Origin of the sequence: Kitasatospora sp. NBC_00240, from assembly GCF_026342405.1 — a bacterium.
Classification (GTDB): domain Bacteria; phylum Actinomycetota; class Actinomycetes; order Streptomycetales; family Streptomycetaceae; genus Kitasatospora.
The window spans coordinates 7325326-7350774 of the sequence record NZ_JAPEMU010000001.1; the positions used below are offsets into that span (position 1 = coordinate 7325326).

General features: G+C 73.2%; 24 protein-coding genes. 13 read left to right on the plus strand and 11 right to left on the minus strand.

The window, feature by feature from the left end; all coding sequences use genetic code 11:
• Window positions 1-9: 9 nt before the first annotated feature.
• Together OG689_RS31365 and OG689_RS31370 are read left to right on the plus strand one after the other, a co-directional pair.
• A complete protein-coding gene (locus OG689_RS31365; protein ID WP_266324214.1) occupies window positions 10-570 on the plus strand; it encodes a TetR/AcrR family transcriptional regulator in 561 nt (186 codons plus the stop codon).
• Window positions 571-1050: 480 nt separating this feature from the next.
• Entirely contained in the window at window positions 1051-1347 is a 297-nt protein-coding gene (locus tag OG689_RS31370) for a hypothetical protein (RefSeq protein ID WP_266324215.1), read from the plus strand.
• Window positions 1348-1561: 214 nt separating this feature from the next.
• Here OG689_RS31370 and OG689_RS31375 read toward each other — a convergent pair whose 3' ends face one another.
• From OG689_RS31375 to OG689_RS31385, 3 genes are all read right to left on the minus strand, one after another.
• Entirely contained in the window at window positions 1562-1999 is a 438-nt protein-coding gene (locus OG689_RS31375; protein WP_266324216.1) for a hypothetical protein, read from the minus strand.
• Window positions 2000-2035: 36 nt separating this feature from the next.
• Window positions 2036-2935, minus strand: coding sequence for a hypothetical protein (locus OG689_RS31380; RefSeq protein WP_266324217.1), 900 nt, complete (start codon window positions 2933-2935; stop codon window positions 2036-2038).
• A 249-nt stretch (window positions 2936-3184) separates the two neighbouring features.
• The gene (locus tag OG689_RS31385) at window positions 3185-3736 is read right to left on the minus strand and encodes a TetR/AcrR family transcriptional regulator (protein WP_266324218.1); all 552 of its coding nucleotides are present in this window, start codon (window positions 3734-3736) and stop codon (window positions 3185-3187) included.
• A 250-nt stretch (window positions 3737-3986) separates the two neighbouring features.
• Here OG689_RS31385 and OG689_RS31390 point away from each other — a divergent pair, with 250 nt between their 5' ends.
• The gene (locus OG689_RS31390) at window positions 3987-4937 is read left to right on the plus strand and encodes an LLM class flavin-dependent oxidoreductase (protein WP_266324219.1); all 951 of its coding nucleotides are present in this window, start codon (window positions 3987-3989) and stop codon (window positions 4935-4937) included.
• A 30-nt stretch (window positions 4938-4967) separates the two neighbouring features.
• On the opposite strand, the gene OG689_RS31395 is transcribed toward OG689_RS31390, so the two are convergent.
• The gene (locus OG689_RS31395) at window positions 4968-5162 is read right to left on the minus strand and encodes a hypothetical protein (RefSeq protein ID WP_266324220.1); all 195 of its coding nucleotides are present in this window, start codon (window positions 5160-5162) and stop codon (window positions 4968-4970) included.
• 244 nt (window positions 5163-5406) lie between these two features.
• Between OG689_RS31395 and OG689_RS31400 the strand changes: the two genes are divergently transcribed.
• A complete protein-coding gene (locus OG689_RS31400; RefSeq protein ID WP_266324221.1) occupies window positions 5407-6294 on the plus strand; it encodes an HAD family hydrolase in 888 nt (295 codons plus the stop codon).
• Between the two features lie 76 nt (window positions 6295-6370).
• Here OG689_RS31400 and OG689_RS31405 read toward each other — a convergent pair whose 3' ends face one another.
• On the minus strand, window positions 6371-7435 hold the full coding sequence (locus OG689_RS31405; RefSeq protein ID WP_266324222.1) for a Scr1 family TA system antitoxin-like transcriptional regulator: 1065 nt from the start codon (window positions 7433-7435) through the stop codon (window positions 6371-6373).
• A 193-nt stretch (window positions 7436-7628) separates the two neighbouring features.
• Here OG689_RS31405 and OG689_RS31410 point away from each other — a divergent pair, with 193 nt between their 5' ends.
• Both OG689_RS31410 and OG689_RS31415 read left to right on the plus strand, forming a co-directional pair.
• Window positions 7629-8138 carry an ATP-binding protein gene (locus OG689_RS31410; RefSeq protein ID WP_266324223.1) on the plus strand — a complete coding sequence of 170 codons (510 nt, stop codon included), beginning with the start codon at window positions 7629-7631 and terminating at the stop codon, window positions 8136-8138.
• Window positions 8135-8473 carry a hypothetical protein gene (locus tag OG689_RS31415; RefSeq protein WP_266324224.1) on the plus strand — a complete coding sequence of 113 codons (339 nt, stop codon included), beginning with the start codon at window positions 8135-8137 and terminating at the stop codon, window positions 8471-8473. Before OG689_RS31410 ends, OG689_RS31415 begins: the two co-directional genes overlap by 4 nt.
• Here the strand turns inward: OG689_RS31415 and OG689_RS31420 are convergent.
• From OG689_RS31420 to OG689_RS31430, 3 genes are all read right to left on the minus strand, one after another.
• Window positions 8457-9608: an alpha/beta fold hydrolase gene (locus OG689_RS31420; RefSeq protein ID WP_266324225.1), complete on the minus strand. Its 1152-nt coding sequence runs from the start codon at window positions 9606-9608 to the stop codon at window positions 8457-8459. The two genes, OG689_RS31415 and OG689_RS31420, sit on opposite strands and share 17 nt — an antisense overlap.
• A gap of 387 nt (window positions 9609-9995) precedes the next feature.
• Entirely contained in the window at window positions 9996-10217 is a 222-nt protein-coding gene (locus tag OG689_RS31425; protein ID WP_266324226.1) for a helix-turn-helix transcriptional regulator, read from the minus strand.
• Window positions 10217-10708, minus strand: coding sequence for a DUF2975 domain-containing protein (locus tag OG689_RS31430; RefSeq protein ID WP_266324227.1), 492 nt, complete (start codon window positions 10706-10708; stop codon window positions 10217-10219). The genes OG689_RS31425 and OG689_RS31430 overlap by 1 nt, the downstream gene beginning before the upstream one ends.
• 162 nt (window positions 10709-10870) lie before the next feature.
• Here OG689_RS31430 and OG689_RS31435 point away from each other — a divergent pair, with 162 nt between their 5' ends.
• The 3 genes from OG689_RS31435 to OG689_RS31445 all read left to right on the plus strand — a co-directional run bounded on the left by OG689_RS31435 (window position 10871) and on the right by OG689_RS31445 (window position 14820).
• Window positions 10871-11992: a M20 family metallopeptidase gene (locus OG689_RS31435; RefSeq protein WP_266324228.1), complete on the plus strand. Its 1122-nt coding sequence runs from the start codon at window positions 10871-10873 to the stop codon at window positions 11990-11992.
• Window positions 11993-12515: 523 nt separating this feature from the next.
• On the plus strand, window positions 12516-13682 hold the full coding sequence (locus tag OG689_RS31440; RefSeq protein ID WP_266324229.1) for a hypothetical protein: 1167 nt from the start codon (window positions 12516-12518) through the stop codon (window positions 13680-13682).
• Window positions 13683-13905: 223 nt separating this feature from the next.
• The gene (locus tag OG689_RS31445; protein ID WP_266324230.1) at window positions 13906-14820 is read left to right on the plus strand and encodes a hypothetical protein; all 915 of its coding nucleotides are present in this window, start codon (window positions 13906-13908) and stop codon (window positions 14818-14820) included.
• A 184-nt stretch (window positions 14821-15004) separates the two neighbouring features.
• On the opposite strand, the gene OG689_RS31450 is transcribed toward OG689_RS31445, so the two are convergent.
• Window positions 15005-15925 (minus strand): carbohydrate kinase, encoded by a 921-nt coding sequence (locus OG689_RS31450; protein ID WP_266324231.1) that lies wholly within the window; start codon window positions 15923-15925, stop codon window positions 15005-15007.
• A gap of 292 nt (window positions 15926-16217) precedes the next feature.
• Between OG689_RS31450 and OG689_RS31455 the strand changes: the two genes are divergently transcribed.
• Window positions 16218-17969: a TerD family protein gene (locus OG689_RS31455; protein ID WP_266324232.1), complete on the plus strand. Its 1752-nt coding sequence runs from the start codon at window positions 16218-16220 to the stop codon at window positions 17967-17969.
• 60 nt (window positions 17970-18029) lie between these two features.
• On the opposite strand, the gene OG689_RS31460 is transcribed toward OG689_RS31455, so the two are convergent.
• Window positions 18030-18770, minus strand: coding sequence for a maleylpyruvate isomerase family mycothiol-dependent enzyme (locus tag OG689_RS31460; protein ID WP_266324233.1), 741 nt, complete (start codon window positions 18768-18770; stop codon window positions 18030-18032).
• A 154-nt stretch (window positions 18771-18924) separates the two neighbouring features.
• Here OG689_RS31460 and OG689_RS31465 point away from each other — a divergent pair, with 154 nt between their 5' ends.
• The 3 genes from OG689_RS31465 to OG689_RS31475 all read left to right on the plus strand — a co-directional run bounded on the left by OG689_RS31465 (window position 18925) and on the right by OG689_RS31475 (window position 21743).
• Window positions 18925-19521, plus strand: a complete 597-nt coding sequence (locus tag OG689_RS31465) for a tetratricopeptide repeat protein (protein ID WP_266324234.1) — start codon at window positions 18925-18927, stop codon at window positions 19519-19521.
• A gap of 26 nt (window positions 19522-19547) precedes the next feature.
• Window positions 19548-20228, plus strand: coding sequence for a DUF6445 family protein (locus OG689_RS31470; protein ID WP_266324235.1), 681 nt, complete (start codon window positions 19548-19550; stop codon window positions 20226-20228).
• Between the two features lie 222 nt (window positions 20229-20450).
• Entirely contained in the window at window positions 20451-21743 is a 1293-nt protein-coding gene (locus tag OG689_RS31475) for a serine hydrolase domain-containing protein (RefSeq protein WP_266324236.1), read from the plus strand.
• Between the two features lie 116 nt (window positions 21744-21859).
• On the opposite strand, the gene OG689_RS31480 is transcribed toward OG689_RS31475, so the two are convergent.
• Entirely contained in the window at window positions 21860-25441 is a 3582-nt protein-coding gene (locus OG689_RS31480; protein ID WP_266324237.1) for a ricin-type beta-trefoil lectin domain protein, read from the minus strand.
• Between the last annotated feature and the right edge of the window lie 8 nt (window positions 25442-25449).

Sequence of the window (25449 nt, forward strand, 5' to 3'; positions counted from 1 at the left end):
CGATCCACCGTGGGGCGACCGCCAGATCCCGCCCGGCGGGAGCGCACGCTGGCGCGGGCGACCGACTACGTCCTGGGTCATGGCCTGGCCGGGTTGAGCCTGCGGCCGCTGGCCGCGGCGCTCGACACCAGCCCGCGGATGCTGCTCTACGACTTCGGCAGCAAGCAGGAGCTGGTCGCCGCCGTCCTCGCCGAGGCCCGCCGCCGCGGTGCGACCCGGTTGGCCGCGAACCTCCCCTCCGAGGCAGCCTCCCCGGAGGAACGCCTGCGCGGCATCTGGGCCTGGATCAGCGCACCGGAGCGGGCCGCGTTCGTCCGGCTGTTCTTCGAGGTGCACGCCGACGGCCTGGCCCACCCGGAGAACTACCCGGACCGGGCCGAGGCGATCACGGACTGGTTCGACACCCTCGGCGCCACCTTCCGCGACATCGCCGACGGCGCCGACGACACCGTTACTCCCACGCTGGTCATGGCCGTCATCCGGGGCCTCCTGTTCGACCTCACCAACACCGGCGACCGTCACCGCACCGACCGCGCCCTGGACCGCTTCTGCGAACTCCTCCGGCAGTGAAGGACGACGAACGAGCACGCGGTGGCCGCAGGCCGCCCCACGGTCCCGGCACCCCGGCAGGGGGTGTTCGAGGCCCTGACGGGCCGGATCGCGGGCAGGGCCACCCGGGTCCGACCGCCTCGGCCGGTTTTTCCTGGTTGATCCCATGACGGAATCAGTCGATGATCCTCCGATTCGACCCGGTGGACGGGGGTGCCTCCGGCCCGCTTCGGCTCGCTTCGGCGCGCGGCCGGTGGGGGTGTTCGGGGTGCGCATCGCGCCGGGCACAGCCACCGGCACGTTCGCGTGATCACCAGGAACAGCGCTGCCGCCTGGCCGTGCGGCCGCCGCGTGGCTGCCGCACGGGACGGCGTCCGGGCCCTGTCCGCCCCCGGCCGGGCCGGCGTACCGGCGTACCCTCCCCGTCAGACCGAAGGTCACGAACTGCGGCTTCCCTGTAGAATATTAAGTTGATCTCACCCCGCCGACAGGGGAGTAATCATGATCGGTGTCACCGTCACTTTCTCCTACCCCAGCGGCCTCGATCGCTCGCAGGTGATCAAGATAGCCGAGGGTGCACGCGGCATGTTCGAAGGCATGCCAGGCGTGCGGTTCAAGTTCTTCACCTTCAGTGAGAAGGAGCAACAGGCGGTCAATTTCTACGTCTGGGAGTCCAAGGAGGCGGCGGAGCAGTTCTTCTCTCCCGAGCTGCGCGAGCGCGTGACCGACCTCTATGGTGCAGCCCCGGCCATCGAGTTCGTGGAGATCGCCGAAATCGTCGACAACTCGAAGTCCTGAAGAAACCGACCGGCTTGATCGCGGGGATGACAGGTGTGTTCGCCCGGCCCGCGCCGATCTGCCGATGTGAGGCCGCATGGCCAGGTGTTCGCTGTGGTGTCCCATGCCCATCGGGGGTGAATGGCCGGACGGGCGCGACCTTTCGGTTCGACCGGCGGACGGTGGGGCGTCCCGCCCGGTACGGGTGGAACGCCCCTCCGGTCGGGTGACCCGGTCAGCCGACCGGCAGCCGGCGCAGGAACACGTCGTAGTGGCCGTCGGTGTCCTGGGGGACGAGGGTGCCGTCGCCGGAGCTGAACAGGACGTTCGTCCCGAGTGCGTCGATCACCGCGCCGGAGGAGAAGCCGGGGGACTGGGCGCCGTTCGCGGCGACGCTGACCCGCTCGACCTGGCCGGTCCGGAGGTCGCGTCGGAAGACGTCCTGGGCCTGGTTGGTGTCGCCGGGGATCAGGTTGGCCGCTTCGGAGGAGAAGTAGACCCGTCGGCCGTCGGCCGAGATGACGCCGTCCCAGGACATCCCGTCACCCTGGGTGCCGTCGGCCGCCGCACTGACCAGCCTGTTCGTGCCGGTGACCAGGTCGTGGACGAAGACGTCGATCTGGTGGTTGGTGTCGCCGGGGACCACGGTCTCGGCGTTGGTGCTGAACACCACGTACCGGCCGTCCGCGCTGAGCGATCCGGTGTTGGCTCAGGTGAGTTCGCCGTCGGCCCCGACACTGCCGCCGACGGTGCGCCCGGCCCGCAGGTCGCGGACGTAGTAGGGGTAGACCCGGGGCTTGTTGATCTGCGGGTCCGCCGGGCCGGCGAGGGCCTCGGCCCGGGCCGGCGCCCCGGGGAGCAGGTTGCCCGCCCGGGAGGTGAAGCCGACCTTGCTGCCGTCCGCGGAGAGGACCGGGCGGGTGGAGGCGCTGTCGGCCTCGGTGCCGTCGGCTCCGACGGTGGCCCTGGTGGTGGTCCCGGTCCACCGGTCGACGACGAAGATGTCCGCCGCGTTGTTGGTGTCCCCGGGCACCAGGTCGCTGCGGCCGGAGGCGAACGCCACGTAGCGGCCGTTCCAGCTGATCGAGGGCATGTCCGAGCCGCCGGGCTGCTGCTGGGCCGGGTCTCCGGTGGTGAGCCGCTCGGTGCGTCCGGTCTGCCGGTCCCGGACGAAGATGTCCTCGGTGCCGTTGGTGTCGCCCGGCACCAGGTTGTCGGAGTCCGAGGCGAAGGCGATGTACCGGCCGTCGGCGCTGGCGACGCCGCTGGAGGAGAAGGCGTTGCCCTGTATGCCACCCGTGCCCACGCTGACGCGCTCGGTGCGGCCGTTGCGCAGGTCCCGGACGAACACGTCGTAGAAGCCGTTGGTGTCCCCCGGCACCAGGTTGTCGGCCTCGGAGCTGAACACCGCGAAGCGGCCGTCGGCGCTGAGCGACTCGCCGTACGCCTGGGCGTTGGCGCGGACGCCGCCCGCTCCGACGCTGACCTGTTCGGTCCGGGCCGGTCCGCCCGCCGCACCGGCCGGCGTCACGGTCACCGCCAGGGCGACCGCCGTCACCGCCACGGCGCCGCGGATGGCCAGGCCCCTGGTCCGTCCTGTTCCCTTCATCGTGCCCTCCCCTTGGTGGAGCTCCCCCCGACGGGCGCGGACCGGTGAAGGCCGTTGCCCACCGATGACGAGCCGTCCCCTCGGCCGCCTGATCGGCCTCGGCTCATGTCCAGCTTCGCGGCAACTCCCGATCCCCGCAGGGGATTTCGAATCTCTGGCCGAAAGGCCGGTCGGCGGGCGGGGCAGGGCGATCGCCGGCGCCGACCGTGCGCCGGTCCGGCGCGGGTGATGCCCGCGCCGGCCGGGCGGTCAGTGGCTGCGCACCCCGTCGACGGCGAGGGTGAGCAGTCGGTCGGCCTCGGCCGGGCCGTCGGGTTCCCGCTCGGTGGCCAGGGCGATGGCGCTGACGAGCTTGAGCAGGTGGGTGGTGGTGACCTCGGGCCGTACGGTGCCGGCCTGGCGGGCGCGGGCGAGGAGGGCGTCGCCGGCGTCAATGATCATGGTGTGGCAGGTGGTGCCGAGGGACGGGTCCCCGCCGGGGGCGCCCTGCATCAGGGCTGCCCCCAGGCCCCGGTTGGCCACCGCGTGGGCGCCGACGGCGCGGAGCCAGCTGATGAGCGCGGCCGCCGGGTCGGGGTCGGGGAGCAGGTCCTCGGCCTTGGCGCAGAGCGCCTCGACCCGGCCCTTGAAGACGGTCTCCAGGAGTGCCCGCCGGGTCGGGAAGTGCCGGTGCAGGGTGGCGGAGCCGACTCCGGCGTGGCGGGCGATCTGCTCCAGGGAGGCCTCGGCGCCGTGTTCGGCGATGACGGTCCCGGCGGCGGCCACGATCCGGTCGTAGTTGCGGCGGGCGTCCGCTCGCATCGGTTGCGCCTGCGGCTCGGGATGTGGGGATGCGAGTGGGGTGGCGGCGTCCTTGGGCACGGGGGCTCCTGGCGGCTTGCTAACCGGGGTGGTCCCCCATATCGTAGCGAACGGTAAACGGAGGGCCGCCCCACTTTGAGCGGCGGCCTCTGCGGGGCTGGGCGGGCGAGGGGGAGACCGTGGAACGGACAGCAGCACCGGTCGTCGTGACGGGGGCGGCGGGCTGCCGGGCCGGCGCGGGGCGGTCCGCGTGAGCGCCGGTCGGCCCGCGCTCGGGCGCGTCGGGATCTGGGCGGGCGACAGCGACGGGTACCCGGCTTCCGGTCTCCGGGCCGCCGCCGCGGCGGTGGAGGAACTCGGTTACGGCGCCCTGTGGTTCGCCGAGACGGCGGGGCGGGAGGCGATGGCACAGGCCGCGATCCTGCTGTCGGCCACCCGGCGGATCACCGTGGCCGCCGGCATGACGGACATCTACGCCCGTGACGCGGTGACGACCGCCGCCGCCCGGCGCACCCTGGCGGAGGCGTTCCCGGGCCGGTTCCTGCTCGGCCTGTGGGAGAGCCACCCCAGCCTCGCCGAGGAGGTCCGCGGTCACCGCTTCCGGCCCGCGCCGGCGGCCATGCGCTCGTACCTCGACGCGCTGGACGCCGCGCCGTTCGGGCCGCCCGCCCCCGCGGCCGAGCCGCACCGTGTGCTGGCGGCCCTGGATCTCGGCATGCTCGCGCTCGCCGCCGAACGCACCTGGGGCGCCACCGTGTTGGGCATGCCGGTCGAGCACACCCGCCGGGCGAGGGTGGTGCTCGGCCCGGACGCGCTGCTGGCCGTCACCCAGCTGTGCGTGCTCGGCTCCGACCGCTCCCGTACGGCCGGGCCGGCCCGGGACACGGCGGCAGCGGCCCTGCCCAACCGCCGTGTCCTGCTGCAGGAGCTGGGACACCGGGACGTGGACGCGCTCGGGGAGCGGCTGGTGGACGCGATCGTGGCCCACGGCGACGCCGGGACGATCGCCCGTCGCGTTCAGGAGCACCTCGACGCCGGGGCCGACCACGTCAGCCTTCACCTGGTCACCGCCACGCCGCAGATCCCGCCCGTGCGGGAGTGGGAGCAGCTCGCCGGGCGGCTCCCGCTCCGACCGGGAGCCGGCGGGGACGCCGGACGGCGGGAGCGCCGAGGGGCGGGGCCCGCCACTCCCGGTCGGTGAGTGAGCGCCCCGCCGCGTACGTTCCGGTGCTCAGCGGGTGGTGGTGCTGGTGAAGCGCGAGCGCGACCAGAGGTAACCGAGCAGGGCGACGCCGGCGCAGCGCACCGCGTCCGCCAGCTCGAACAGGGCATCGCCACGCTTGGTCAAACAGGAGTAGAACTCACCCCGGAAGCTTGACAGTTCGGCGAGTTCGTCATGCCCGGCGCGATCGTGCAGCCGACTCATGCCCACGGCCTTCGTCGTGATTGTGTGCATCCTTGGTCGGAGCACAGGATCAGACGAAGGCCGCTTCCCTGTCCGGCGAATACCAGAACGAGTGATCACGTTCGACGGGTCGTTCGCCCGATCGCCAGTACCCCGATCAGTGGCAAACCGTCTCATTCGGTTTGAGAGCATCCGAAGGCCGGGCACGGTCACTGGTCGACTGCCGCATCTGCTGACGGCGCGACCGCCGAGCCGAGGAGTACCCGTGACCGAGAAGGTGCTGGCGAGCTGGAAGGACGGCCGGGTCAGGCAGGCGATCCTGGATTTCGTGCACGCGGCCACGACGCCGGGGGCAGCGTTCGTCGATGTGGCCGATCGGATCGCCACGTTCGACAACGACGGCACGCTGTGGGTCGAGCAGCCGTTGCCGCCGCAGTTCGACTTCGTGTTCCGCATCTGGGAGGCGGAGGCGAGGACCGACCCGTCGCTCGCCGCCCGGCAGCCGTACAAGGCGCTGATCGAACGGGACCAGGCGTTCTTCGAGGGGCTGGCCGCGCAGGAACCGCAGGTGGTGTCGACCCTGCTGGAGGCGTTCGCCCGCTCGTGGGCCGGCACGACGCCGGAGGAGTTCGAGGCGCAGGTGCGCGAGTGGATGAGGACGGCGAAGCAGCCGAAGCTCGACGTCCCCTACCTCGAGCTGGTCTACCGCCCGATGCTGGAGCTCTTCGACCTCCTACGCGAGAACCGGTTCCGGGTGTTCGTGTGCTCGGGCGGCGGCCGCGACTTCATGCGCGTGTTCGCGGAGGAGACCTGGGGGATCCCCAAGGAGAACGTGATCGGCTCGGCGGCCGCGTACACCTACGCCGACGGGAGACTCGTCCGCTCCCACGAGCTCCTCGGCGACCTGAACCTGGGCGCGGGCAAGCCCGAGAACATCTTCGCCCACACCGGCCGGCTGCCCGTCCTCGCCGGCGGCAACGCCGACGTGGACATCGAGATGCTCCGGAGCGCCCGGTTCGCGCTGCTCGTCGACCACGACGACGAGCAGCGCGAGTTCGCCTACACCAAGGGCGCCGAGGCCTCGCTCGCGATGGCCGCAGAGCTCGGCTGGACGGTCGTGAGCATGAAGAACGACTGGACCACCGTGTTCTGACCGGAGAATCCGTGAACGCGGCGGGCCGTCGTCCGGTCGGTGGTCAAGTGCCCGCGAGACCTGCGGAATTGATCGTTCAGCGGTCGACGGCGGGGAATTCGCCGTTGCGGACGCCGGTGACGAAGGACTGCCAGGCGTCGGTTCGGAACAGCAGGGCGGGGCCCTGAGGGTCCTTGGAGTCACGGACGGGGACCACGCCGGGGATGTTGTCGGCGACCTCGACGCACTGGCCGCTCTCGGAGTCGCTGTAACTGGCCTTGCGCCAGGATGCCTTGGAGAGATCGGGGATGGTGGAGTCCATGTTGAGCAGTCCTTCCATCACACTGCGGATCAGGCGCGCACTGTCCTGGGCCGAGAGAGCCTCGGCCCGGAGCAGATCATACCGTTGCTGCCACCGCTGGACCTCTTGTGGATCTTCGACGAAACGGCCGTGGGCCAGGCTTTCGGAATAGGCGCGCGTTTTCCCGTCCGGCGATGTGAGAAGGATCAGCGAGGTGCCGAACTGGACACGCTCGCCGAGGGTGAAGGGGGCCACCTGGATCGTCACGTTGGGCTGACGGCCCGCACGCAGAAGATGCCTGAGCTGATCGTGCATCACCTGTGCTCCGCCCACGTTCTGGCGCAGCGTGACCTCTGAGAGGATCACTGTCAGCTGCAATGCATCGGGCCCGGAAAGGCGGTGCTGGCGGGCCAGACGGGCCGCAACTCGTTCGTCGATCAGCCGGTGATCCCCCGCTGCGTTCCCGGTGGAGATCAGAGCGCGTGCATATGCCTCGGTCTGCAGCAGCCCGGAGATCCACGGGGTTTGGTACTCCTGGATGCTCGCCGCCTTCGCCTCGATGAGTACGAACCGCTGGAACCAGTTCGGGTGATCGACCTGCGCGTACCAGTCGACCTCCTCCCAGATCTCCAGCAGCTCCCCGCCGGTCTCCAGAATGCGGTCACAAACCGTCACCAGGTCGTGCTGCGGCACCCGGCTCCCGTTCTCGATCCGGGTCAGGTGCGGGCGGCTGCAGGGGATCTGGCGGGCCAGTTCGCCCTGCGACATCCCGCGGGCCTCGCGGGTCCGCCGGAGGAGCGTTCCGAACAGGGCGGCGGCACTGGATCGCAGGTGGGGTCCGCTGCGCGGTACACGGGTCATGGTGGGTCCCCAGGTGTCAGAGAGGCCGGTGGAACCGGCTGATCTCTCGTCACGGTAGCTCCACGCGACGATGCTTGGTGGCAGAACGAGTCAGCTTGCTCGCTCTGCGTGACTCCGCGCGCCCGGTCTCTCCGCCGTGCGCCGGATCACGCCCCTGACCAGGAATTTCCGCTCCCTCGGAGGTGGCTGCGCCATGCCCGGAACCCTCGACAGACCGTCACCCGCCGTGACGGTCGACTTCGCCGCCTGGCTGCCCCGGCACCGCCGCTCGGCCGGTGCGGCCAGGCGGCTGCTACGGACCTTCCTGGGCCCTCTGGACGGCGGGGAACAGCTGCTGGAGCTGGGCGAGTTGCTCGCCGGCGAGCTGGTGGCGAACGCGGTCGAGCACGCCCGGGGCCCGTCCGGGCGGCTGGTCGAGGTCCGGTACGCGGTGACGGCGGGACGGTTGCGGATCGAGGTGCACGACGCGGGCAACGAGCTGCCGGAGGTGCGGGAGCCGGCGCCGGAGGAGGAGTCAGGGCGGGGGCTGTGGCTGGTCCGCGAACTCTCCGCCGCGTGGGGGTGCTGCCCGCGCGCGGGCGGGGCCGGCAAGTGCGTCTGGGCGGTGGTCGGGCCGGTGGCCCCGACCGGAGGGGAACCACCGGCGCGGCCCGGGACGGACGTGCCCGCGCAGGGCGCCACGGGTCGGGAGGCGGCCGCGTGAGCAGGCGTGGACCGGCGGCGCTCTGGGCGGCCGTCCTGCGGGCCCACGAGGAGGGGCGGCCACGGACCCTCAAGGAGGTGATCGGCCCCGTCCGGGCCTATCTGCTCTGGGCGTTGGACGCCGACCGGCCGTTCGAGGGTGCGACGGTCTTCGCGGGCGAGATCGCCCAGGCCGGCCGGACCGCCGTCCGGGTCCGGGTGGAGCTGGTCGCCGTCGAGCCGGGCGGCCGGGTGGCGGGCGGACCTCAAGTCCGCCCGCCGGGCCCCGGAGAGCCGGGGCCCTCCGGGGCGAGATCCGGAGCGAACCCCGGTGCGAACCCTAGGGCGACGGACTGATCGTGCCGTTCAGGTCCATGTCGAAGAGGCCGTTGGTCTTGCCGTCGACGTCGGTGTGCTTCAGCCAGTGCTTGGACAGGTTGTGCAGGTTCTTGTGCTGCACCTCCCAGGGCATCGAGTGGCCGGCGCACTTCACCGTGATCAGCAGCTTGTGCGGCCCCGTGATGGCGTTGTAGAGCGCGGGGACGTGGAAGTCGAGCGCGGGGAGGGCGGGGGTGGGCGGTGTCGTGTTGGCGGTCCGGTCGAACTCGCCGTGCACGATGAGCACGGGCACGCTGCCGCCCAGGATGCCGCCCTGGGCCGCGGTGGCGTTGTTCCAGCCCCATGAGACGAAGTTCCGGTACCGGCTGGCGCCCGCGGGCTTGCCGGTCGTCGCGTCGATCGTGCCCCAGGTGCGGCCGATCGGGTCGTTCTCCATCAGGGCGGCCCATGCGACGTCGACCATGTCGGGTTCGCGCTGGGTGGCGCAGCCCACCTCCTTGGACCAGGCCTGGTCCAGGCCCAGCTGCGTGAGCACGTGGGTGGGGAAACCGGACACCGGCAGGACCGGCGGGTTCGGCGGGCCCGCTGGAGGGAAGATCGGCGCGAGCAGGAACAGGCTCTCCACCTTCCCCGGATTCTTGACCGCGTACGGCCCCATGGCGAAGGCCGCCGCCGACCAGCCGATGAAGGCGACCTTCGAGACGTTGCGCTTGGTCCGGATGAAGTCGACCACCGCACTGAGTTCGTCCTGGTCGCTCTGGGAGTTGGTCAGGACGAAGGGGTAACTCGGGGAGCGCGGGATGTCCGATGCCTGCAGCGGGGGAACGACGGCGCTCTGCTGTTTGGGATTGACGTTGCACGGGTCCTCCATCCGGGGGCGGGGCGACCGGCCCGAGCCCTGGAGGTCCATCATGAAGACGTCGTAACCGGCCTGGGCCAGTGCGTCGGCCCACCCGTACGAGGTGTGCTGGAGATCGAAGCCGGCCAGCACCGGCACGCTTCTGCCGTGCAGCATGAGCACGACCTTGCGGGCCGACGGCGGGCCGGAGGGTGTGCCGTCGCGCTCACGTACGAAGAGTTCGACGTGTTCGCCCTTGTTGGCGGGGACGGTGGACGTGTGGGGGACCAGGTGGTCCGTCGTGGTGACAGCCATGGAGATCCTTTCGGACAGCCAGATCGTGGACGAAGGACTTGTCCGGTCCAGGGTCGGCGAGGCGGGCGCCCATCGCCACCGGAGCGCAGCTGCCCGGCCCCGGCGGGCGCCCCGAACCCGCCCGCCGTCCGCCGTGCCCGCCGTCCCCCGCTCCTCGCCGACCTGTCCACCGCCCTCCGGTCAGCCGTCGGCCTGGACGATCGTCCACGGACGCGTCAGGTCGTCGTCCTCGTGCCCGAGAATGTGGCAGTGGTGGACGTACGTCGCGGGGAGTTCGGTGCCGCTGCCCGGAATCGACGCGATCGGCGTCGAGCTGCCCCCGGGCGGGCGGCGGCGCGGCGGCGATCCGCCCGCGCCAAACGCTCCCCACGCCCGCCCCGGGGCCCGTCATCCGCTCGCGGCGTCCTCGGCCTCCCACCGCAGCAGATCGCCCGGTTGGCACTTGAGCACCTCGCAGAGTGCGGCGAGCGTCGCGAAGCGCACCGCCTTGGCGCGGCCGTTCTTGAGCACCGCCAGGTTGGCGGGAGTGATCCCCACGCGCTCCGCGAGCTCGCCGACGGACATCTTCCGCCGGGCCAGCATCACGTCGATGTCGACGGTGATCGGCATCAGATCACCTCGTCCAACTCGGCCTTCAACTGGGCCGCTTCGACGTTGAGCGCGACGGCCTGGGTGAGCAGCATCCGCAGCACGAGCACCACCAGCGCGACCCCCAGGATGGCCACGCCGATCCCGGCCATGATCACGGTGACGCCCGGATCCTCCCGCTGGCCCGGCGCGTTGACGGCCGTGACCGCGAACCACACGAGGGCGACCGCCACGATCGATCCGATCACGCCGTTCACGTACCGGAAGGCGGCGTGGGAGAACACCGTCCCGCGTCGCACCATCGCCACCAGGCGCCAGACGCAGACCAGGGCGACCTGGACCGCGACCAGCCCCAGGATCGTGATCACGCGGAACGCGGTCAGCGGGAGCGACCCGTCCTCCGGGTCGCTCCCGGTGGCCAGCACCCACACCATCAACGCCTGTACGCACCCGGTGCCGGCGAGCACCACCATGAGGACGGCGCGCAGCGCACGCACAGTCAGCTTTCCCATACCCATCCCTCCATCGAGTTACGATTGGAATCTATCGAGTTTCGATAGGTGAAGCAAGGGGTGAGGGTGGGGCGGACGGGGGTGGACCGTCGGGTGCGGGGCGGCGCGTCCCGGTGCGGGGCGGAAGATCATCGCGGTTCGGGTGCTGGTTAGGCTTCCGGCATGACGACGCACAGGACCGCCCGGGTGAGTGTTGACGCGATGATCGAGGACCTCAGGACCCTCGTCGAGGTGGAGTCCCCCTCGCGCGACCACGAGGCCCTGACGGCCTCGGCCAAAACCGTCGCCGCCGTCATCGAGAGCCGCCTCGGCGGGCGGGCCGCCCTGGTGGAGAGCGACGCCGGGCCGCACGTGCACTGGTCGGGCGGCGGCGAGCCCCGGGTGCTGATCCTCGGCCACCACGACACCGTCTTCCCGCTCGGCACCCTGGCCCGCCGCCCGTTCCAGGTCGAGGGCGGGCACGCCACCGGCCCCGGGGTCTTCGACATGCTCGGCGGCCTGGTGCAGGCCGTGCACGGCGTGGCCGCCCTCGACGACCCGTCCGGCGTCGAGATCCTGGTGACCGCCGACGAAGAGGTCGGCTCCCGCTCCTCCCGCGCCCTGCTGGAGGAGCGGGCCCTCGCCTGCGGCGCCGTTCTGGTGCTGGAGGGCGCCGCCGACGGCGGCGCCCTGAAGACCGGCCGCAAGGGCTGCGGCACCTTCGAGGTCACCGTCACCGGCCGGGCCTCGCACGCGGGCCTGGAGCCCGAGGCAGGGATCAACGCCCTGATCGAGGCCGCGCACCAGGTGCTCGACATTGCGGCGCTCGGCCGCCCCGAGGCCGGGACCACCGTCACCCCGACCGTCGCCGCCGCCGGCACCCTCGACAACGTCGTGCCCGCCGAGGCGACCGTGATCGTCGACGTGCGGGTGGAGACGGCCGAGGAGGCACAGCGCGTCGAATCCGCCTTCGCCACCCTCGCCCCGCACCTGGACGGCGCGCGGATCACCGTCCAGGGCTCCGTCGGCCGGCCCCCGATGCCCGAGTCCGCCTCGGCCAGGCTCTTCGCGCTCGCCCGGCAGCTGCTCCCCGGCCTGGAGGGCCGATCGGTCGGCGGCGGGAGCGACGGCAACTTCACCGCCGCCCTGGGAGTGCCGACCCTCGACGGCCTCGGCGCGGTCGGCGGCGGCGCCCACGCCGACCACGAGTACCTGGTGGTCGACGCCATGGCCGAGCGGGCGGGCCTGGTCGCCGGGCTGGTGGACGCGATCCGGGGTGCCCGGGAGCTGTCCCGTCGTTCCTGACGGCCCGGGCCGGCGTCTCCCGCCGATCCGCCCTCCACGGCAGTGGGGAAGGGCAGCGGCGCACGTGGTGTCCCGGAACGCCGACCCCGCCCGGCGCCGCCCGAGCGCGTGGAGGCGCTGCGGATCGACCTCGCCACCGGCGCCCTGAGGCTGGTCGCGCTGTCGACGGGCGACGACAGCGGGTACGTCCCGCTCGGGTGTGCGGGGTGCGTCCTGTGGGCGCGGAGACGTCCCGACCAAGGGCCCGGCGCCGCTCCGGACTCGACCTCAGGGCCGGCTGACCGGGGCGTGGTTGTGGCCGTCCGAAGGGCCGGCGAACCGGGGCGGGGGTTCGTGTTCGAGCCGGGCGGGCGGGGCGGTAGGCTGCGGCGCTCCACGTTCTTGATCAATTGGGGGAGAAGCTGTGAGCAACGTCCACCAGAAACCTCCGCCCGACGCCTCCGGCCCGCCCGGCGGGCCCCCGCCCGGACGGTGGCCCGGCCCGCAAGGATGGCCGTACACTCCCGCCGCACCCCAACCAGGGGTGATCCCGCTGCGCCCGCTCGGGCTGGGCGACATCCTGCGCGCGGTCGTCGCCGTGATCCGCCAGTACGGCAAGGTCCTCTACCGCCAGCTGCTCGGGGTGACCGTCGGGGCCCTGCTGGTCGTACCGGCCTACGCGGTCTTCGCCGATGCCGCACTGTCCGGGATCATCGAGGACGCCCGGCGGGATCCGTTCTACACGGCGACGGGCGGACAGGTCGCCGCACTGATCTCGGTGGCCGCCGCCGGCTACCTGCTGCTCTTCGGCTTCCTCCTCGCCGTCCAGGTCATCGCGACGGCCACCGGCACCAAACTGGTGCGGCACGCCGTGCTGGGCCTGCCGGTCACCGCCCGCCAACTGGCCGCCGAGGCGCGGCCGTACCTGTGGCGGGTGTTCGGCTCCTTCCTGCTGCTGGCGCTCGCGGTGGCCGCACTCCTGCTGGTCGGCCTGCTGCCGGCCGCGATCGCGGGCCTGGCCGGCGCCGGACCGTTCTCGCTGCTGCTGCTCCCGGTGGCGGCCATAGCCCTGGGCGCGGGGATGTACGCCCAGGTCAGGCTGGTGCTGCAGATGCCCGTGCTGATCCTGGAGGACGTCCGGCCGACAGCCGCCCTCCGGCGGGCGTGGCGCCTCAACGAAGGTGCCTGGTGGCGCAGCCTGGGCATCCCGTACCTGGTCAACCTGATCGGCTCGGCGGCCGCCCAGATCCTCATGGCGCCGTTCTTCTTCCTCGGCTTCGTGCTGATGTTCGCGCTCGGCGGGACCGGGGCCGACGGTGCGTGGGAGCCCAGCGCCGGGTCCATGATCGGTCTGTCGGCGAGCCTGATCGCGGGCCTGCTGGTGGCAGGGGTCGTCGGCGCCCCGCTGACGCCGGTGACCAACGCGCTGCTGTACGTCGACCGCCGGATCCGCCGGGAGAGCCTGGACGTCGCCCTGGCGCAGGCGGCCGGTTTCCAGCCGGTTCCGGCCCAGCCCGCCCGGTCCGTTCCGGATCAGCCCGTCCCTGCCCAGCCTGCCCAGCCGGTTCCGGACCGGCCCGTCCCGGACGACACCGAGCGGTCCGGCCCGGCCGTCCCGGCCCAGGACCAGGACCAGGGCCCGGGCCCTGGCCATGCGGTGCCCGCAGCCGAACGGCCGGACCCGGAAGCGACCGGGCCGGCCCAAGCCTGAGCCGGTCAGCCGGTCAGCCGGTCAGCCGGTCGGCCGGTCAGCCGGTCGGCCGGTCCGCCGGGCCGTCCGCCGGGCAAGCTCAGCGGTCCGAGGCAGAGCTGACGGACACCCACGGCCCGGCGCCGGGCCGCCGACCGCCGGGACGCCGGCCGGGACTGCGCGGCGCCGTCCGGGGCCACGGCCGGATGCGGCCGCCGCGGCGCCCCGAAATAGAGTCGTGATCATGATGTTCTTCAGGTCGAAGAAGACCGCCGCCCCGTCCGACCCGCACCTGCCCGCCCTGACCGTCGACGAGGCCGAGCGCCTGCGCGAACTGGTCCGCCACGAACTCGCCCGCCGGGGCGTCGCCGTGACGGTCGCCGGCGACACCGCGCACGCGCCCCAGGGCACCCACTCCCTGTTCAACCTCGCCGAGACGTGCCGGCGGTCCGACCCGCAGAGCTGGCCCCGGCTGGTGGAACAGCACTTCGGCGCGCTGGCGAACGCCGGCCGGACGATGGACGACAACGCCGACCAACTCCTGCGCGGCGCCTACCTGCGGCTGATCCCGGACGACTCGCTCCCGCCGGAGGCGATGGCCGACTCCTTCCGCTACACCCGACCGGTCGCCACCGGACTGCTGGAGGCCCTCGCACTGGACCTCCCCGACTCCGTCCGGCTCCTCACCGACCAGGACGTCGCCCGCGCCGGCCTCGACGCCCTGCGCACCGCCGGCCGGGCCAACCTGCTCGCCGAGCCCACCCAGTACGAGGTGATACCCACCGAGAGCGGCGCCACCCTGCACAGCGTCTCCGGCCCGTCGCTGTTCGTCGCCAGCAAGGCCCTCGTCCTGGCCGACCTCGTCCGCTCCCTGACCGGACGTGAAGTCCCCGAGCACGGCGTGCTGTTCACCGTCCCCAGCCGGCACCTGCTGGTGTTCCACCCGGTGGCCGACCGGCACGCGGTCGGCGCGGTCAACGACCTCGCCGCCTTCGGCCTCGGCGCCCACCAGGACAACCCCGGCCCGCTCTCGCCCCGCCTCTACTGGTGGCACCGGGGCGCGGTGACCTGCCTGACCCGGATCGACCCGACAACCCGCACCTTCTCGATCGCCGCGCCCGACGAACTCATGACCGCACTGCGCGGCCTGAGCGCCTGACGGGCCCGGGGCGGGCCCCACGGCGGAGGCCCGGGGGCCCGCCACCCGCCACCCCTCGACCGGCTTCGCGGCCGCGGGGACACGGCAGGCCAACTCCCTCGGAGGAGCACGAGTTCGCCTGCAAGGTCCGCCGGGGCCGTAGCCCCGCCACTCACGCAGCCCGTCCGGCAGACCTCCAGGCCGCTCAGGCCTCCCGCTCGCGCAGCTCCGCCGCGTCCGGTGGATTCGCACCGGCCCGCGACACGGTCAGGGCGGCGGCCAGCACGGCGTGCCGCAGGATCTCCGCCAGCGTCGGCCCGTCCAGGGAGGCGAGCGCCGGCCGGGCCGGGCCGCCGAGCAGGGAGCGGGCGGCGAGGGCGTCCAGGGTCGCCGACATGAACGAGTCGCCGGCGCCGACCGTGTCCACCACCGCGGTGCGGACCGCCGGGCAGGCCACCTCGGCCGACCGGGTGAAGCACACCGCGCCGTCACCGCCGCGGGTCACCACGACCACCGCCGGCCCGGCCGCCAGCCAGCGGTCCGCCACCTGCCGGACGGGCTCGCCCGGGTACAGCCAGGCCAGGTCCTCGTCACTGGCCTTCACCAGGTCGCTGAGCGCCACACAGCGCTCGACCCCGGCCCGTGCCTCGGCCCGGGACCCCGACAACGCCGGCCTGATGTTCGGGTCGTAGCTCACCGAGGCGTCCGCCCGCAGCCGCCCGGCCAGCGCGACCACCGTCGTCGCGCCCGGCTCCCGGACGGCGGCCACCGACCCCAGGTGCACATGCCGCGGCGCTGCCGGCAGCTCCACCGGTCGCAAGGTCCAGTCGAAGTCGAAGGCGTACGAGGCCCGGCCCTCCCCGTCCAGGGTGACGACCGCCGTCGGCGTCCGTACCTCCGGCCTGCCGTCCGTCAGCACCCGGACGCCCGCCGAACGCAGGTGGGCACCGATCAGCCCGCCCATCGCGTCCCGGCCCAGCTGGGTGAACAGCGTCACCGGCCGGTCCAGGCGGGCCAGCCCGTACGCCACGTTGGCGGGGCTGCCGCCCGGGTGCGGGACGTCGGCCCGGCCGGGCACGCGGACGATGTCGGCGACGCACTCGCCGATCACCAGGAAGTCGGTCATGTCCTCGAACTCCGGAGGTGGTGGGGCGGGCCGCCACGAGGACGGCCCGGCGGGGGCGGGTGAGGGGCGCGGGCGAGCGTCCGGGAGCGGGCCGGGGCTTACCAGCGCCTGCCGCCGCGGCGCCCGCCCATCCGGACAGGGTAGGCGCCCGGGCCCCGACCTGGTCCCGCGCCCGGCACTGTCCCGGGCCCGGTACCGCCCGGCGCCCGGTACTCCCGCACGCGCGTGGCCGGTCCGGCGCTACGGTTGGGCGACGCAGGTCTGTTGAGCACAGGGGAAGGTCTGGCCGCTGATGGTGATACCGAAGGGCGCGAACGTGCCGCTGGCCGCGGCCGGTGTCCGCGTCGAACTCGGCTGGCGGAGCGGACCGGGCGTGCCCGACGCCGACGCCTCCGCCCTGCTGCTCGCCGGCGGCAAGGTCCGCTCCGACGACGACTTCGTCTTCTACAACCAGCCGCAGGACGCCTCCGGCGCGGTCCGCCACCTCGGGAAGCAGCAGCTCTCCGGCGGCGTCGTCGACTCGCTGACGGTCTCGCTCGCCGCGCTCGAACCTGCCGTACAGACCGTCCTGCTGGCGGCCTCCAGCGACGGCGGGAACTTCGGCAGCCTGCCCGGCCTGCACCTGCGGGTGCTGGACGCGGACTCCGGCCAGGAACTGGTCCGCTTCGAGGACACCGGGGCCAGCACCGAGACCGCGTTCGTCCTCGGTGAGCTGTACCGGCGGGGCGAGGGCTGGAAGTTCCGGGCGGTCGGACAGGGCTACGACTCCGGGCTGGCGGGGCTCGCCACCGACTACGGCATCCAGGTCGATCCGGAGCCGACAGCGACACCGACACCGACGCCGACAGCGACACCGACACCGACACCGACGCCGACAGCGACGCCGACGCCGACGCCGACGCCGACGCCGACGCCGACGCCGACGCCGACGTCCGTTCCGACGTCTGCTCCGGCTCCCGTGCCCGCAGCGCCGCAGCACCCGTTCGCCGTGCCCGCGGCGCAGCCCGAGGTACCGTCCGCGCCCGCGCCGGAGCCGGAGCACTTCCAGCTCCCGGACCCCCAGCAGTACACGCCGCCGGAGCAGTTCGGGGCTCTGCCGGCCCCAGCCCCGTACCCGTCGGCCCCCTACCCGCCGCAACCGCTGCCCTCGGCGCCGGACCCCCGGCAGTTCGCGGCCGCGCCGATGCCGCCCGCCCCGACGCTCGCCCAGCCCGGCCCGTACCCGGCGCCCGGCCCGTACCCGGCGCCCGCCCCTTACCCGGCGCCCGGCCCGTACCCGGCGCCCGGCCCGCAGCCGTACCCCGAACCGGCACCGGGCCCGGCCCAGCCGCCGTACGGGGGCCACGCCCAGGCCCTGCCCGCCGCCGCGCCGCTCAACCTCAGCAAGGTCTCGCTGACCGCCAAGGACCCGGCCCTCTCGCTGACCAAGCACGGGGCGACCGGCGGCCTGATGCGGGTGAACCTCAACTGGACGCCCGCCGGCGCCCCGCCGAAGGGGGCGGAGCGCGGTGGCTGGCTCGGCAAGAAGCTCCGGGGCGCGCAGAGCGCCGGCCAGGCACCGCAGGACAGTGGTCGCGACCTGGACCTCGCCTGCCTCTGGGAACTCCAGGACGGCAGCAAGGACATCGTTCAGGCGGTCGGCCAGAAGTTCGGGAACCTCTACGCGCCGCCGTTCATCCAGCTGGCCAACGACGACCGCACCGGTTCGCTGGCCACCGGCGAGGACCTCTGGATCAATCTCGACCGGGTCGCCGAGATCAAGCGGCTGCTGATCTTCGCCTTCGCGTTCGACCTCCGTCCGCTGACCGGCCTCAACGGCCTGGCCACGCTCTTCCCGGCCGCCGGGCCCCCGGTCGAACTCGCCGTCGACGGCTGCGAGTTCCCGGCCACCAGCTGCGTGGTCGCGCTGCTGGAGAACGACGGCACCGGCCTCACCGTCCACCGGCAGGGGCAGTACTACCAGCGCACCCCCGACTTCTCGGACCACCAGTTCATCGACCAGGCCTACGGCTGGGGCCTGACCTGGGTGAACGGCCAGAAGTAGCCGCCCGCCCGCCCGCGCCGCCCGCCCACGTCGGGGAACGCGGGCGGGCCCGCCCGCCACTCAGGAGCGGACGAAGTTCGCCAGGTAGGCCTTGAGGGCGTCCGGATCGCCGAAGACCTCCACGCGCTCGGCCGGGCGGCGGCCCCAGAGGAGCAGCAGCAGGTCCGAGGCGGTGCCCCGGGCGGCGGCCGCGCCCTTGCCGTGCAGACGGCCGACCAGCCACCGGCCGTCCACCGCCCGGAGCGTCCACTCGCCGCCGGCCTCGCCCGCCGCACCGTCCGTGGCGTGCAGGTGCAGTCCGGCCTCGGCCAGCCCGGCGGGCGCGGCGGGTGGCAGGAAGTGCGCGAGCAACTCGTCCACCCCGTCCATGGCGAGGACCCGCTCGACGGCTTCGTCCCGGCCGGCGGCGTTCACCGCGTCCCAGGCGTGCACGGCGGTCTCCTGCGCCATCCGGCGCTGGATGAACCCGACGTCCTTGCGGTCCGCCCAACTCCACCGGGGGAGTGCGGGGTCCAGCCCCTCCAGGGTGGCGGCAGCCCGCTCGGCGCCCTCGGCGAACCAGGCGACCAGGTCCGCGTCGGCCGGTCGTGGCGGCTCGACATGCTCCCCGGGACCGGCGATCTCCCCGGCGGCGACCAGCCGCCAGAACCGGTGCACCACGCCGGTGTGCCGGACCAGGTCGGCCACCGTCCAGTCCGGGCAACTCGGCACCACCGCGCCGAGGTTGTGCTCCGCCGCGGCCGCCAGCCGGGCCGCGTCCCGGCGCAGGGCCGCGATCAGGTCACTCTTCTCCAAGGTCATGGCCCGACGGTAGCGTCGGACACGACTGGGAGGGCACCGACAGTCGGCGCCCGGGCCCGGGCCCGGCACCGAGGGGCCGTGGGCCGGCCCGGGGGCCCGGTGCGGCGAGCGAGCCCCTTCTCGCCGGGGCAGGTCTGCCAGGCTGGGCCGGGTGATGAGTCTGATCGTTCTGGACGCGGGCGGCCGGATGGTCCCCAAGGACCGCGAAGCACTGGAGCGAGCGGTGGCCGACCTGCTCGGCGGCCCCCTCGACCGGCCGGACGTGCTGCGCCGGGCCGGTGTCGGACTGCTGGTGCTGGGCCGCCACGACGAGGCCGTCCGCCTGCTGCGGCGCGCGTCGGCCCTCGCGGGTGACGACGGCCGAGCCGTCGCCGTCCACCTCAACCTCGGTGACGCCCAGCGGTACCGGGGCGACCTGGACGCCGCCGAGTCCGCCTACCGGAAGGCGCTGCGCCTCGCGCACGCCCATGCCCCGCACCTGCTCTCCTACTGCTTCCAGCATCTCGGAAAACAGCGCCTCGACCAGGGTCGTACCGCCGAGGCCAGGGCGTTTCTGGAGGAGGCCCTGCGCAGGCGGCGGGCGGCCGAGGACCTCGACCTGATCGCGTCCACCGAGAGCGCCCTGCGGCTGGTCGAGCAGGCCGAGCAGGCCGAGCAGGCCGAGAGGGCCGAGGGGGCCCGGGCGGCCGGCCCGGCGCCGGAGTCGGCCACCATTTTGATGAACATTGACCAAAGCGGGGGCGAGCGCTGACGAACCCCGTCCGTATCGTCACCGATATGCCCTCACAACCCCGGAGGCCCTCGGGGCTCCCCGTGCTGCCCTACCGCAAACCCACACCTGGGCGGGACTACTGGATCCTCGACGACGCACTGCCCGACATCGACGCCGTCCGAGCCCGCGTCCTCGCCCGCGACGACTGGGCCGAGGGCTACCCGCACAAGCCGGAGAGCTGGCCCGGACTGCGCACCATGCCCGGCCTCGAACCGGACGAACTCGCCCACATCGAGAAGCAGGTGCGGCGGGCGACCGGCGCCACCCGGCTGTGGGCGGAGACCGCCCCCGGCGGCGCCACCCTGAACCACAACTGCGTCCAGGTGGTCGGCAAGGACGAGTGCGAGCCCCGACCGCACACCGACTCCCGGGCGCTCTGCCGCTACGCCGCCGTGCTCTACCTCAACCCGGACGTGCCCAAGGACACCGGCACCAGCTTCTACCGGCAGAGCATGCCCGGCGGCCGGCTCGGCGGCAATCTGGTGACGGCCCCGCACAACAACCTGGTGGACGCCCTGGGCACCCGCTTCGTCCCCGCCGACGCGTTCACCGAGGACGTCCGGGTGCCGAACCGGTACAACCGCCTGCTGCTCTACACCTCCAACCTGATCCACACCGCCACCGGCTACTGGGGCAGCACCCTGGAGGAGAAACGTATGACGGCGGTCTTCTTCTGGATGGCCTGAACCACCCGGGTGCAGTGGACGTCCCGGACAGCCGCGGCGCGGTGACACCCGCATTCACGAGCGGTGACCCCGAGCCGGATCCGGCCACCCCTCCTCACCGAGGCTGACCGGATCCCCTCCCGCAGGGTGAGACCGGACCGCTCCGCAGGACGATGCCCGAACCTCCGGGCCGGTGCCAGGCTGGCCGTGAGGCCGGAGGGGACCGGCCCGGGAGGGAACACCATGCCTGACGTACAGTCGCCGGATCCGCGCGCCCGCCGATCCGGCGGTCGCACGGCCCGCCGGATCGCCGCCGGAGTGCTGGCCGGAGCCGCGTTGCTGGCCTTCGCGCCCACCGCCTCGGCCGCCGACGCGCCGCCCGAGCCGGCCGGCGCCGGGGCGGCCGAGGCCCGCCACGGCGACTCCGCCGCCCTGGACCGCGCCCTCGACGCGCTGATCACCGAAGCCGGCGTCTCGGCGGCGCTCGGCGAGGTCCGCGACCACGGGCGCACGGTGTGGCGCGGCGCCTCCGGCCAGGCGGACCTGGACACCGGCGCCGCCGCCCGCGCCGACGGACGGTTCCGGATCGGCAGCGTCACCAAGACCTTCGTCGCCACCGTCGTCCTGCAACTTGTCGCCGAGCACAAGGTCGAGCTGGACGCGCCGATCGAGCGCTACCTGCCCGGCGCGGTGCGCGGCGGCGAAGGCATCACCGTCCGCCAACTTCTCAACCACACCAGCGGCCTGTACGACTACCTCGGCGACCCCAGCGTGTACTTCCACGACGACACCGAGCTCGGCAGCTGGCTCACGACCGGCCGGTGGACCACCTACCAGCCCCGGCAACTGCTGGACATCTCGGGCCGGCACGCCCCCAACTTCCCGCCCGGCCAGCAGTGGAGCTACTCCAACACCAACTACGTGGCGATCGGCATGATGATCGAGAAGGTCACCGGCCGGAGCTGGAACCAGGAGGTCGAACGCCGGATCATCCGCCCCCTCGGCCTCGACCACACCACCATGCCGACCACCTCCACCGCGATCCCCGGCCGCTACGCCCACGGCTACCTGAAGCGGGAGTCCGGCGAGCGCGTGGACGTCAGCCGGCTCAACCCCTCGATCGCCTACGCCGCCGGGGCCGGCATCTCCACCACGGACGACCTGGCCCGCTTCAACGCCGCCCTGCTCGGCGGCCGGCTGCTGCGCCCCGCCCAGCTGAAGGAGATGACCACCACCGTCCCGATCGACGAGGAGGGCACCTTCGGGTACGGCCTCGGGCTGACCCGCCGGACGCTGCCCTGCGGCGACGTCTGGGGCCACGACGGCGGCATCGCCGGCTACAGCACCATCCTCTTCGGCGACCTCGCGGGCCGCCACCAGGTGGCGATCTCCGCCAACCCCTACGAGGAGGCCGACCCGGCCCGCGCCACCGCCGCCCTGGACGCCATCGTGGTCAAGACCGCCTGCGGCCCCGACACACCCGTCCCGCCGGCGCCGCGGCAGCCGGCGGCGGCCGGGGCCCTGGCCCTGCGCTGACACCGACCCGGCAAACCGGCCGGGCCCGCGGCGCGAGGAGCGCGCTGCGGGCCCGGCGTGGGGGCGGTACTGCCCTGCGGCCCGTCCGGTCAGGCGGGGCCGGTTGTGCGATCCGGTCAGGCGATCCGGGCGGTCGACAACCAGCCGCCCGCCAGCGTCTCGCGCGGGCCGAGCTGGACGGGCGACTGCCACACCTGGTCGGTGTACGGCATGCACTGCCAGAGGATCAGCCGGGTGCTGTCCGCCGTACTGCCGGCCGGCGAGGCCAGGCACCAGTTGACCCCGTTGACCCCGTCGTAGCCCCGGTTCTGCAGGTGGCCGTCCGGCAGGCCCAGCCACTGCTGGTTCGGCGAGCCGTTGCAGGGAGCGAGCACGCCGAGCGCGTTGGAGTTGGGCGGCACCGTGATGTCGAGGCACTTGCCCAGCGTCATCAGGCTGTTGTTGTTCCAGGTCCAGTGCTGGTTGCCACCGCCGAGGCAGGTGAACAGGATGACGTCGGTCTGCGCGAACGCGACGTCGACGCACTTGTTGCCGACGCCGGTGATGCTGCCGGAGACCGAGCTGGTGAAGCCGTTGGCGCCGTCGCCGTGCCAGAAGCGCATGCTGCCGTCGACGGTGACGCCGACCAGGTCGACCTTGCCGTCGAGGTCGAGGTCGCCCGGGGCGGAGAGGCTCTTCAGCGCGGCGGTGCCCCACCCGGTGGTGCCCAGCGGCACCCGGGTCGTGCCGGAGCCGAGGCTGGTCGCGCCGGCGGAGGCGACGTACGGGTACATCCGCAGGCCGTCCGTGGAGGAGGTGCGGGAGCGGGCGATCAGGTCGGGGTAGCCGTCACCGGTGAGGTCCACCGCCCGGACGATGTCCATCCCGGCCCACCCGGAGGAGCCGACCTCCTGGGGTGCGCCGAACACGCACTCGGTGTTGGTGACGCAGGGCCGGCCGTAGACGGCGTACAGCTTGTCATCGGCCACCACCAGGAGATCCTGGAGGTTGTCCTTGGCCGTGACGGTGGCCGAGGTGCCGAAGTCGCCGGCGGCGGCGAGCTGGGTCACGTCGGCCCAGCCGAACGGGGCTCCGGCGAGCTTCGGATCGGCGACGGTGGTGCCGATGGTGTTCTGGAAGTGCACCGTTCCCGCGTCGGGCCCGCCGCCGTCGTTGGCGTAGAGGTAGAGCGCGCGCCGCGCCGGGTCGGCGAGGTCCGGCTGGATCGCCAGCACGTCCTGGGCACCGTCGTCCCAGCTCTCCCGGGCCTGGCCGGCCGGCGGCTGGTCGGGGATGCCGTCGTTGACGTAGTCGCCGCCCCGGGCCACCAGGGCGCCCTGCCAGGCCGGCGGGTACGCGGAGAGCGGCTCGGTGTCCCGGGCGAAGGTGGAGGACACCAGGCCGGTGGCGTTGTCGACGGACGCGGTGCCCTTGTAGAAGTAGAGCCGGTCCTCGTCGGTGGAGGTCCCGACCAGGTCCACGTACCCGTCGTTGTCGAAGTCGCCCGCGACCTTGGGCGCGGCGGCCGGCCTGGTCGGGTAGAAGCGGTACGCGGCGGTGGAGGAGCGGTTGCCGGCCGGGTCCACGCTCGCGGCGTACAGGGTGTGCAGGCCGGCGCTGGTCGGGGTGTAGGACGGCAGGGTGACGAGGCCGCCCGCGGTGGTGGCGGCGGTCCCGTTGAGGGTGTCGGTGTCGTACGAGTAGACGTACTTCACCACGTCGGGGTCGCCCCCGCCGTTCAGCGTGAAGCTGGTCGGGGTGCCGGCCGGGGCGCCGAAGCGCTGCGCCGGGTACTGCGCCGAGGCGACGGTGGGCGGGTTCTTCGGGCCCAGCGGGTCCACCTTGAAGTGGCACGGGACTGCGGGGACGCCGGGGGAGGCGTCGGTGCCGTCCTCGGCCCGGACCTGCCAGCGCAGGCTGATCGGCCGGTCGGTGGGGATGTACTGGGCCGGGATCGAGAAGCTCACCGGGGTGCCGCTGTTCACGAAGCCCGACGTCCAGTCGGTCACCAGGGTGTTGGTGTCGTCGTCGGCGAGCCAGAAGTGCGCCCGGACCTGGTCGCCCTGCGGGTCGCTGACGGTGGCCTGCAGCTGGATGAGGTTCGTCCCGGTGGTGGCGCCCAGGACGGTCGCGCCGGTGGCGGCCGTCGCGCAGACCGTGGACGGGTTGGTGCCGTAGGCGTTCGGCGCGTTCGGCGGGTAGTTGTAGTTGACGACCAGCCGGGGGTTGTTGTCGAACTTCTTCCAGCCGTAGGTGTCGCTCTCGTTGCCGGCCCGCAGGCCGAGGGTCAGGTTGGGCGACTGGTTCTGGACGCCCGCCATCACGGCGTTGTACGCGTTGAAGTAGACCCAGTCGTCACCGCAGCCGTGCGCCTCGTTGCCCTTGGCGACGTTCTGGGTGTCGGAGAGACCGCCCCAGCCCGGCTGGTTGTTCCAGTTGGTGGTGGAGTTGATCCCGCCGGTCCACCAGAGTTCCACCGGCCGCGCGGAGCAGCTCCACGCGTGGGTCTCGACGATCTCGAACCGGGCGCTGTTGATCCGCACGCCCGGCCGGGTGAAGTTCCAGCTGTCCATCTGGAAGAACGACCGGCTGGTGCCGCCGTCCTGGTCCTCGTGGCCGACCCGGGCGATGTCGTTGGCGTTCCAGAACGCCTGGCCCGGGTAGCTCTTGTCGACCCTGGTCCAGGCCTGGCGGCCGAAGGCCGTCACGGACGGGTCGATCACCAGCGGGAACTCGGTGTCGGCGGCGGTGAGCAACCGCGCGTCGGGCTTCACCTCCAGGGTGTCGCCCACCACGGAGATCGGCAGGTGGGCCGTCCGGTCGGTCGGGTCGGGGGCCTGTTCGGCGGGGATGTCCTGCGGGCCGGCCGCGGCATCCGCCGCAGAGTCGCCGGTGGCGACCGCGCCCTGGCTGCCCTGGGCGCCCTTGGCGGCGGGAGTCTTCGCGGCCGTGCCTGCCGGTGCGGGGGCGGCCGCAGCGGCCGCGTCGCCGCGCGAGTCCCACATCAGGGCGCTGGGTCCGGCCCAGACCGTCGCGCCGGTGCTGTCCTTGATCTCCAGGCCGCCGCCCTCCCCGGTGGAGACGGCGACGTTCTGACGGTCGAGCCGGAACCGGAGATCGGCCAGCCTGGGGTTGAGCGCGGCCTGACGCGTCTTCACCACCAGGACCTGGGTGTACCCGTCGCCGGTGGCGGTGACCTTGAGGTCCACGTCGGGCAGGACGGCCGGGTAGGTCGCGGTGGCGCCGTCCAGGGTCGGCGCCGGCAGCGCGTCGGGCCAGCTGATGCTGAGCTTGCGCGGCCCCTTGACCAGGGTGATCAGCGGTTTGCTGCCGCCACCGGAGAATGCGACGTCCACGGCGGAGGCGGCCGGCCGGACCGTCCCGTCGGCGGAGGTCTTCAGAGCCGGGTCCACCGGCGTCCAGCCGCTGCCGGCGCGGACCCGGACCGGCCGCAGGTGCTGGGTGACGGTGTGGCTGCCGTCCGGGTTGACGACCTGCTCACTCACCTCGGTCCGGGAGGTGAGGAGTTCCACCGGAGTCCCGGTGCGGGCCGCCCGCTGACGGGCGGTCTCCTCCTCGGCGGCCGGCGCGCTCTGCCCGGAGTCCGACCGCGGTGCCAGCGCGCCCGCCGGTGTCGCCGGGATCCCGGCGACCGACAGGGCCAGGCCGCCGACCAGGAGGGGTACGAGCCCCCGACCGCCGATTCTTCTGAATCTCACGTAATTCC

Bases quoted from the DNA above. Each gene is read 5' to 3' on its own strand.
- OG689_RS31370 (WP_266324215.1), top strand. From the start codon at position 1,051: ATGATCGGTGTCACCGTCACTTTCTCCTACCCCAGCGGCCTCGATCGC.
- OG689_RS31380 (WP_266324217.1), bottom strand. From the start codon at position 2,935: ATGAAGGGAACAGGACGGACCAGGGGCCTGGCCATCCGCGGCGCCGTG.
- OG689_RS31385 (WP_266324218.1), bottom strand. From the start codon at position 3,736: ATGCGAGCGGACGCCCGCCGCAACTACGACCGGATCGTGGCCGCCGCC.
- OG689_RS31395 (WP_266324220.1), bottom strand. From the start codon at position 5,162: ATGAGTCGGCTGCACGATCGCGCCGGGCATGACGAACTCGCCGAACTG.
- OG689_RS31405 (WP_266324222.1), bottom strand. From the start codon at position 7,435: ATGACCCGTGTACCGCGCAGCGGACCCCACCTGCGATCCAGTGCCGCC.
- OG689_RS31410 (WP_266324223.1), top strand. From the start codon at position 7,629: ATGCCCGGAACCCTCGACAGACCGTCACCCGCCGTGACGGTCGACTTC.
- OG689_RS31420 (WP_266324225.1), bottom strand. From the start codon at position 9,608: ATGGCTGTCACCACGACGGACCACCTGGTCCCCCACACGTCCACCGTC.
- OG689_RS31425 (WP_266324226.1), bottom strand. From the start codon at position 10,217: ATGCCGATCACCGTCGACATCGACGTGATGCTGGCCCGGCGGAAGATG.
- OG689_RS31430 (WP_266324227.1), bottom strand. From the start codon at position 10,708: ATGGGAAAGCTGACTGTGCGTGCGCTGCGCGCCGTCCTCATGGTGGTG.
- OG689_RS31435 (WP_266324228.1), top strand. From the start codon at position 10,871: ATGACGACGCACAGGACCGCCCGGGTGAGTGTTGACGCGATGATCGAG.
- OG689_RS31445 (WP_266324230.1), top strand. From the start codon at position 13,906: ATGATGTTCTTCAGGTCGAAGAAGACCGCCGCCCCGTCCGACCCGCAC.
- OG689_RS31450 (WP_266324231.1), bottom strand. From the start codon at position 15,925: ATGACCGACTTCCTGGTGATCGGCGAGTGCGTCGCCGACATCGTCCGC.
- OG689_RS31455 (WP_266324232.1), top strand. From the start codon at position 16,218: ATGGTGATACCGAAGGGCGCGAACGTGCCGCTGGCCGCGGCCGGTGTC.
- OG689_RS31460 (WP_266324233.1), bottom strand. From the start codon at position 18,770: ATGACCTTGGAGAAGAGTGACCTGATCGCGGCCCTGCGCCGGGACGCG.
- OG689_RS31465 (WP_266324234.1), top strand. From the start codon at position 18,925: ATGAGTCTGATCGTTCTGGACGCGGGCGGCCGGATGGTCCCCAAGGAC.
- OG689_RS31470 (WP_266324235.1), top strand. From the start codon at position 19,548: ATGCCCTCACAACCCCGGAGGCCCTCGGGGCTCCCCGTGCTGCCCTAC.
- OG689_RS31475 (WP_266324236.1), top strand. From the start codon at position 20,451: ATGCCTGACGTACAGTCGCCGGATCCGCGCGCCCGCCGATCCGGCGGT.